We start from the raw sequence: 8,133 nt of genomic DNA, 5'->3' as shown, positions 1-8,133 counted from the left end.
GCTGTTGGCTGCGTACGCGCTGATAATATTGTACGGCTTGGTATTTAAAGTCTAATGTATATTTGCTCATAAGAAAACTGCACCTTAATGGGTTGGAGGGGTGTCCAACTTTTGGGGTGCAGTTCAATATTTCAGACGGCCTAACGGTATGAGGCGGTATTTAATCCTGACGGCGTACCAACAATACCGGAATATTGGATTGGCGGACAACGCCCTCGGCTACGGAGCCCATCAATAAATGTTTCAGTCCGGTGAAGCCGTGCGTGCCCATCACAATCAGATCACAATGTTCGGAGGCGGCTTGGCTCACCAACACATCGGCAATTTTATCACCGGCGCTTTCCATAATCAGGTTTTCGCTCTTCACCCCCGCCTGTTGTATTTCCTGTTCCGTATGTTTTAAGATTTCCAAGCCGGCTTTTTCAACGGCTTTTCTTAAGGCAACGGTATCGCTTACGCTGATGGTACTGAATTCAAATTGGGCAATATCCACCACATGCACTGCCAGAACGGTTGCATCTAGTTGTTTGGCCAGCTTGCAGGCTTCTTTTAAAGCATAGAGAGAAGCGGTACTGTCATCAACGGGAACCATAATTCGCTTATACATTGTTGTCTCCTTATTATGTGTAGTAAAACAGTTGTTGCCGCATTGGCAGGATAGCCGGTTATATTGCATGTTACTTAATGAAAGACTGTTTTATATAATTTTAGTTGCAATGATTGGCATATTTATTATTTTAAATCAGATTTTTGTTGTTTTTTTTATAGAAATAGGTCGATATTGCCTGTTCAAACATAAAAAAAACCTGTTTGCCATTAGGCAGACAGGTTTTTTCGATTCAATGATTCAGGTGTGGACGGGTTTATTTCTTTTCAGTCAGGCCGTCTAAACTCCAAGCGCCGGCACCGTGTAGCATTAGGAAGATAAATCCGCCGCCAATGCTGAAGTTTTTCATAAAGTTCAACGCATCTTCCGGAGCAGTATGGAAGACAAAAGCGGAAATCAATGCGAATGCGGCAAAAAAGAAAGCGACAAGGCGTGTTTGGAAACCAACGATAACAGCGATACTGCCGCCAACTTCAAGCAAAATGGTGAATGGCAGTAATGCAGGCGGAAGGCCTACGCTTTCCATATAGCCGACTACGCCGTCGTATCCGCCGATTTTTTGCCAGCCGGAAACGATGAACAGATAAACCAATAATAGGCGTCCGATAAGCGAAAGCAACGCATTGGTTGTCGGATTGGATACGATATTTTTAATTGTAGTATTTGGATTAAACATAATATTATCCTCTTGGAAAAATGTTGTGGGAATTATATATTTTCCTTACAAAAAAAAGAGACCGTATTAAGAAATAGTGAATAAATGAATAAGAAAAAATAAATTTTATTTAGTTGTTTGTTAATTATTATGTTATATAAATTATATATTATTATTTTTTAATGATTTTTTATATAATTTCTATATAAATGAAAAGAGGCCGTTCAGACGGCCTTCTGTTTTATTGTTGCTATTATGGGTAACAGATAGGGCTTATTTCTGCCATGCAGTGCTTAAAACCCAGTCGGTCGCGCTGTAATATTTCGGTTGTTTTGCGGGAATGCCGAGCGTATTCCGGTAAACCACACGGTAGCGGTTGGTATACCAGTTGGGGATGATGATGTATTGGTGGCGTAGTGTGCGGTCGAGAGCGCGTGCTACGGCAACCAATTCTTCACGGCTGCGGAAGTTTTCAAAGCGTTTCAATAAGGTTTCGACAGCCGGATCGCATACGCCGGCCCAGTTTTGGCTGCCGTTGGTTTTCGCGGCGGTACAACTGAAATAGCTGAATTGTTCGTTGCCGGGGCTTTCGCTGTTGCCGTAAACCACGGTGGTGATGTCGAAATCGAAACGGTTGAGCCGTTGTTGGTAGATGGCCGGATCGGCAAGGCGTATATTCAGGCGGATACCGATTTTGGCCAAGTCGCGCTGCCATTTGGCGACAACCCGTTCAAAGGTTTTGCTGTATGTCAGGTATTCGATTTCTAACGGGGCGCCTTGTTTGTCGACCAATACGCCGTTTTGATAACGGTAGCCGGCTTGTTCCAGTAGGGCGCGGGCTTTGAGCAGGTTGGGGCGGATGCCGAGTACGGCATCGGTTTTCGGCGGCTCGGGTACGTTTTGGGTGAACACGGCTGCGGGCAGCTTGCTGCGTGCAGTATTCAATACCGCCAATTCCCGGCCTTCAGGTTTGCCGGTAGCGGCCATTTCACTGTTGGTAAAAAAGCTGTTGCTGCGGGTATAGAGGCCGTAAAACAGGCGGTTGTTGAGGCTTTCAAAATCAAAGCTGAGCATCAGTGCCTGCCGTACGCGGATATCGTCAAACGGTTTGCGGCGCAGATTCATTACAAACCCCTGCATACCGGCCGTGCTTTGTTGTGTCCAATCGTGTTTGCTTAAATTGTTTTTGGCCAATATTTTATCGGTATAAGAGCGGGCCCAGTGGCGGGCGGTGTTTTCCTGCATAAAATCATAATTGCCACCTTTTAAGCCTTCGATGCGTACGGTGTCGTCTTTATAGTATTTGAAACGAATGGTATCGAAGTTATACATGCCTTTGCGGGTCGGCAGGTTTTGCGCCCAGTAGTTTTTATCGCGTTGAAATTCGCTTAAACGGCCGTTTTCGGCTTTGCTTAAACGATATGGGCCGGAACCGATGGGCATGGCATTGGCACCGGCGGCCAAGCCTTTGGGGTAGCTTTTGTGTGAAAACACGGGCAGCTGCCCCAAAATCATGTGTAGTTCGGCATTCGGTTTTTTAAAGCGGAACACAACGGTGCGCTTATCCGGTGTTTCCACCCGATCAACATCGGCCCAATAAAATCGGTATTGCGGCGAGGCGGCTTTGTCTTGGGTGAGGGTGTTGAACGAGGCGGCGACGTCTTCGGCCAAAACGGGATCGCCGTTTTGAAAGTGGGCTTTGGGATTGATTTTGAATGTAACCGAAAGGCCGTCGGGTGCCAGTTCCATATCTTCGGCAATCAGGCCGTACATGGCAAACGGTTCGTCTTGCCCTTTGGCGGTTAGGGTGTCGAGGGTTAGGGTGCCGACGCCTGCTTCGTGGTCGCCTTTCAGTGTAAACGGGTTGAGGGTATCGAAGCCGCCGGGAAGCGGTAGGGTAAACGTGCCGCCTTTGGGGGCATTGGGGTTGACGTAATTAAATGATTGGAAGCCGGCCGGATGAAGCACCTTTTGCCCTAATGCCAAACCGTGGGCGGCATAGGCGGATGTGGAAACGGTGGTAAACAGTAAGCATAGGGCGGTGGAAATTTTCATAGTCAGGGCGGCGGTTGGTCAATATAAAGGCGTATTGTAGCGCAAAAACGCTTTTTCAGATTGAGGCGGCCGTCTGAATGAATAGGCCGTCTGAAAGATAAAGTAGGGTTGGTAAAGTGTTCATGCCGTTTGCTATTCTCTACACAATCCGCACGGTTAATTTGTTACACTTGGCTTTATCTGTTTTGATACCTGATATCTATGCTGACTTATACGCCGACCCCGACCCGTTCCTCACCATCTTCCCGCGAAAGGCCGTGGCTGCTTTTATTGCTGGCCGTGGCTTGGTTGCTGCCGGGTATTTTTTCCCATGATTTATGGCATCCGGCGGAACCGGCTGTTTTTACGGCGGTCGGGGAATTTAGCGCAGGCGGCAATATGTGGTTGCCGACGGTCTTGCAACAGCCTTCTTTCGAGGTTTCCCCCGTTTATATCTGGGTGGCGGCACTGTTTCAGAAATTGCTTGCCCCTTGGGAGAGTAATATTTATGCCGCTACCCGTTTTGCCAGTGTGTTGTTTACCGTTATCGGCTTGACGTGTTGCGGCAATGCCGGTTTCCGTTTATTGGGCAAACATCAGGGGCGGAGTGTGGCGCTGATTCTGATTGGCTGTACCGGCCTGCTGACTATGGCGCATTTTCTCACCGGCTATTCGGTTGTGTTTGCCGCCTTGGGCATGTGTCTTTATGGTTTTTCGCTCGCGCCGACGCGTGTGATTATGGCATCGTTGCTGCTGGGCGGCGGTTGGGCATTGTTGTCGGTGTCGGTTGGTTTTTTGGTACCGTCGGCGCTCATGCTCACAGCGTTGGTGCTGCCGATTAGCCCGCTATGGCGGTTCAAACGTTATTATCTGACCCTAATCGGTGCGTTTGTTTTTGCTTGGCCGCTGATGTCTGTTTATCCGTTTGCCTTGTTGAAAAGCAATCCGGCAGCTTTTTCTCTTTGGTGGAATTATTTTGCTTTCGGCCCGTTTGGCGGTATGGATAACTTTCAGACGGCCTTTTCCCTGCCTTATTATTTGAAAAATATATTATGGTTCGCTTTCCCTGCCTGGCCGTTGGCGGTATGGACGTTTACCCGCAGCAAGTTGACGCAACATTGTTGGGGTGTGTTGGCTTTGGTGTGGCTGGTGTTTGTCGGCATATTGTTGGCGATAAATCCCCACCAGTATCAAGAGCATCTGGTTTGGCTGTTACCGCCGTTGGCCTTATTGGGTGCCGCCCAGCTTGACGGATTGCGCCGTGGTGCCGCTGCCTTTATTAACTGGTTCGGCATGATGGCATTCGGTTTTTTGGCGGTTTTTTTGTGGATTGGCTTTTTCGCCATGAACTACGGTTGGCCGGAAAAACTGGCCGAGCGTTCGCATTATTTCAGCCCTTACTATATTCCCGAAATCAATAAAATGTCGCTGGTGGTGGCATTGTTATTCACGCCTATCTGGTTGTGGGCGATTACCCGCAAGCATATCCGCGGCAGACAGGCGGTGACCAACTGGGCGGCCGGGGTAACTTTAGTATGGGCGCTGATGATGACCTTGTTTCTGCCGTGGCTCGATGCAGCGAAGAGCCATGCGCCGGTGGTGAAAGAAATGGAAGCGGCGTTAAGCCCTGAGTTAAAAACCGCTTTAACGAATAAACAGGCGTGTATCAGTGTCGACCGCAATGCGAGAACCGCCCGCATTGCTTGGGCGCAATACGGCACGATAGATTTGGCAACGGGTAACGGCGAATGCCGATACCGTTTAGTGCAACAGCCCAAGGGCAGTGCCGTTCCGCAAGGATGGGATTTGATCTGGGAAGGTGCGCGCCCCCGCAATAAAGTAGAAGGTTTTGCTTTATTGGCCAAGCATGAAGCGGAAAATCATGCTCAGGCACAATAAAGTAGGTTTTGTAGTTTTATTTAGGCCGTCTGAATGGTTTCAGACGGCCTAAAAAATAGCCGGAACAGATTAAATATGAAGTTTCTTCGCCCGTTGGGCGCCTTCGCTATATAATACCCACTTGTTTACTTTTATTAATAACTTTTAACCATTATGAATACTTCACAAAACGGTTTATTGGAACGCCTGTTTAAGCTCAACGAACACGGCACCAATGTACGCACCGAGCTTCTGGCAGGGTTCACCACGTTTTTAACCATGTGTTATATCGTGATTATTAATCCGAGCATTCTATCAATCACCGGTATGGATTTCGGCGCGGTGTTTGTCGCCACCTGTATTTCTGCCGCCATCGGCTGTTTTATTATGGGAGCGCTGGCCAATTATCCGATTGCATTGGCGCCCGGTATGGGGTTGAATGTTTACTTCACCTTTTCGGTGGTAAGCGGCATGAAAGTGCCTTGGCAGGTGGCTTTGGCGGCGGTGTTTGTATCGGGCATTATTTTTCTGTTGTTCAGCTTTTTCAAAATCCGTGAAATGTTGGTCAACGCGCTGCCGATGAGCTTGAAAATGGCGATTGCGGCGGGTATCGGCTTGTTTTTAGCGCTGATTGCCTTGAAAAATGCCGGTCTGATTGTCGGCAGCCCGGATACCTTAGTGAAGATGGGTGAATTTTTTGTGCTTGAAGAGGGCGTTAAGCTGCCCAATTGGCCGGTTTTGTTGGCCTTATTGGGTTTCTTCCTGATTGTGGTATTGGATTATTTCCGCATTCGTGGCGCCATTATTATCAGTATTTTCGCCATTACCCTGCTTGCAATTGGCATGGGGTTAACCGAGTTTCAAGGCGTTATCGACCCGATTCCGAGCGTGGCACCGACCTTTATGCAAATGGATTTTAACGGCCTGTTTAACGGCAGCATGATTGCGGTGATTTTTGTTTTCTTCTTGGTGGACTTGTTTGACAGTACCGGTACTTTGGTCGGCGTATCGCATCGCGCAGGTTTATTGGTGGACGGCAAACTGCCGCGCCTGAAAAAAGCCCTGTTTGCCGATTCGACCGCGATTGTAGCCGGTGCCGTTTTGGGTACTTCTTCAACTACACCTTATATTGAGAGTGCTTCGGGTGTATCGGCTGGCGGGCGTACCGGATTAACGGCGGTAACGGTGGGTATTTTGATGCTGGCGTGTTTGTGGTTTTCGCCTTTGGCCAAAACCGTACCCGCTTTTGCGACCGCGCCGGCCTTGCTGTATATCGGCGTTCAGATGTTGCGCAGTGTGATTGAAATCGACTGGAAAGACATTACCGAAGCCGCGCCCGCTTTCCTAACTATTGTGTTTATGCCGTTTACTTATTCGGTTGCCGACGGTATCGCTATGGGCTTTATCAGCTATGCCGTTATCAAACTGCTATGCGGCCGTACCAAAGAAGTGCCGCCGATGGTATGGATTGTGGCGATTGCATGGATAAGCAAATTCTGGTTCTTAGGGGCTTGATATTTAGGTTTTGATAATGGTATAGGCCGTCTGAAAAGGGTTTCAGACGGCCTTTTATTTCACTAAAAAGTTGCGGTTTATAGCACGGCAGTAGGGTAGGAACCGATGACTTTCACAAAAGAAGCACGCTCGGCCAATTCGGCTAATGCTTCCTGTATTTTCGGTTCGTCTTTATGCCCTTCGATATCGATAAAAAATAGATAATCCCATAAACCCGAACGGCTGGGGCGGCTTTCGAATTTGGTCATCGAAATGCCTTTTTCGGTAAACGGCTTCAACAACATACTGACTGCGCCGGCTTTATTGGGTGTGGAAACCACCAGCGATGTTTTATCATGGGCAGACGGAGTGGTGGTTTGATGGCCGAGCACTAAAAAGCGGGTGGTATTGTTGGGTTCGTCTTCAATGCTGTCGGCAATTTTGGTGAGTTGGTAGATTTCGGCGGCAATTTGTCCGGCAATCGCGGCCACGGTGGGGTCGTTTGACTCTGCGGCCAAGCGGGCGGCTTCGGCATTGCTGGATACCGAAATCCGCATGGCACCGGGGAGGTTGCGGCTCAACCATTCATGGCATTGCGCCAGTGCTTGCGCGTGGGCATATACTTTGGTGATAGTGCGGGGTTCGGTATGGTTTTTACTTAATAAATGATGGTGGATGCGCAAAACCACTTCGCCGCAGGCATAAAGCGGGGTCACGGAAAGCAGATCAAGAGCGCGGCCGACGCTGCCTTCGGTTGAGTTTTCAACCGGTGTCACCACATAATCGGCCTGGCGTGCTTCAACCAAACGGAAACCCTCGTCAATGGTGGCGCAGGCTTGGGTGGCAGCAGCGTGGCCGAAATGTTTGATGGCGGCCTGTTGGGTAAACGTACCTTCCGGGCCTAAATAGCTGATGGTGAGCGGCCGTTCTACCGCCAAACATTCGCTCATGATTTCGCGAAACAGGCGGGCAACGGCTTCGTTTGGCAGCGGGCCGGGGTTTAATTCTTGAATACGGCGCAATACCGCCGCTTCGCGCTCAGGACGGTAAACCGTGCCGGTGCCTTTTAATTCGCCGATAGCGCGGGCATGGCCGGCACGTTTGTTTAATAGGCTGAGAATGGTGGCATCGATTTCATCAATTGCGTTGCGGTGTGGTAGTAATTTATCATCGGCAGACATGGCGTATGATTCCGTGTTGGCTGAATTATAGAAGCGGTTATTTTAACATTAATTTTTGTTTTCACCCCTGCCGAGCGCATATCGTGCCGCATTCGGGCATTTTTATATCAGATGCGTGTGTGTTGGCAGTAGATCGTGTTTGAATTGCTTAGAACTTTAATGCAGTGTGGCAAATACAATTTTAAAAACGCTATATCTAACCAGAATAAACATAGAAGGCCGTCTGAAAAGGGTTTCAGACGGCCTTTGGCAAGAGTAGGTCGGATACTTGTATCCGACAAAAT

At 48.7% G+C, this 8,133-nt stretch carries 6 protein-coding genes; 2 read left to right on the top strand and 4 right to left on the bottom strand.

Annotated elements, in window-relative coordinates; genetic code table 11:
• Nucleotides 1-160: 160 nt before the first annotated feature.
• The 3 genes from NXS09_RS09590 to NXS09_RS09580 all read right to left on the bottom strand — a co-directional run bounded on the left by NXS09_RS09590 (nucleotide 161) and on the right by NXS09_RS09580 (nucleotide 3,317).
• The gene (locus NXS09_RS09590) at nucleotides 161-607 is read right to left on the bottom strand and encodes a universal stress protein (protein WP_259292300.1); all 447 of its coding nucleotides are present in this window, start codon (nucleotides 605-607) and stop codon (nucleotides 161-163) included.
• 256 nt (nucleotides 608-863) lie between these two features.
• Entirely contained in the window at nucleotides 864-1,283 is a 420-nt protein-coding gene (locus NXS09_RS09585) for a DoxX family protein (protein ID WP_259292299.1), read from the bottom strand.
• Nucleotides 1,284-1,535: 252 nt separating this feature from the next.
• Nucleotides 1,536-3,317: an extracellular solute-binding protein gene (locus tag NXS09_RS09580; RefSeq protein WP_259292298.1), complete on the bottom strand. Its 1,782-nt coding sequence runs from the start codon at nucleotides 3,315-3,317 to the stop codon at nucleotides 1,536-1,538.
• A gap of 201 nt (nucleotides 3,318-3,518) precedes the next feature.
• Here NXS09_RS09580 and NXS09_RS09575 point away from each other — a divergent pair, with 201 nt between their 5' ends.
• Nucleotides 3,519-5,195 carry an ArnT family glycosyltransferase gene (locus NXS09_RS09575; protein WP_259292297.1) on the top strand — a complete coding sequence of 559 codons (1,677 nt, stop codon included), beginning with the start codon at nucleotides 3,519-3,521 and terminating at the stop codon, nucleotides 5,193-5,195.
• Between the two features lie 153 nt (nucleotides 5,196-5,348).
• On the top strand, nucleotides 5,349-6,689 hold the full coding sequence (locus NXS09_RS09570) for an NCS2 family permease (RefSeq protein WP_259292296.1): 1,341 nt from the start codon (nucleotides 5,349-5,351) through the stop codon (nucleotides 6,687-6,689).
• 77 nt (nucleotides 6,690-6,766) lie between these two features.
• Here the strand turns inward: NXS09_RS09570 and pheA are convergent, their stop codons facing one another.
• Nucleotides 6,767-7,849, bottom strand: a complete 1,083-nt coding sequence (gene pheA, locus NXS09_RS09565) for a prephenate dehydratase (RefSeq protein WP_259292295.1) — start codon at nucleotides 7,847-7,849, stop codon at nucleotides 6,767-6,769.
• Between the last annotated feature and the right edge of the window lie 284 nt (nucleotides 7,850-8,133).

Origin of the sequence: Neisseria montereyensis (genome assembly GCF_024834045.1) — a bacterium.
GTDB lineage: Bacteria > Pseudomonadota > Gammaproteobacteria > Burkholderiales > Neisseriaceae > Neisseria > Neisseria montereyensis.
This window is presented reverse-complemented; position numbering and strand designations above follow the sequence as displayed.

Coding starts and splice junctions, on each gene's coding strand:
- NXS09_RS09570 (WP_259292296.1), top strand. CDS start 5,349: ATGAATACTTCACAAAACGGTTTATTGGAACGCCTGTTTAAGCTCAAC.
- pheA (WP_259292295.1), bottom strand. CDS start 7,849: ATGTCTGCCGATGATAAATTACTACCACACCGCAACGCAATTGATGAA.
- NXS09_RS09575 (WP_259292297.1), top strand. CDS start 3,519: ATGCTGACTTATACGCCGACCCCGACCCGTTCCTCACCATCTTCCCGC.
- NXS09_RS09590 (WP_259292300.1), bottom strand. CDS start 607: ATGTATAAGCGAATTATGGTTCCCGTTGATGACAGTACCGCTTCTCTC.
- NXS09_RS09580 (WP_259292298.1), bottom strand. CDS start 3,317: ATGAAAATTTCCACCGCCCTATGCTTACTGTTTACCACCGTTTCCACA.
- NXS09_RS09585 (WP_259292299.1), bottom strand. CDS start 1,283: ATGTTTAATCCAAATACTACAATTAAAAATATCGTATCCAATCCGACA.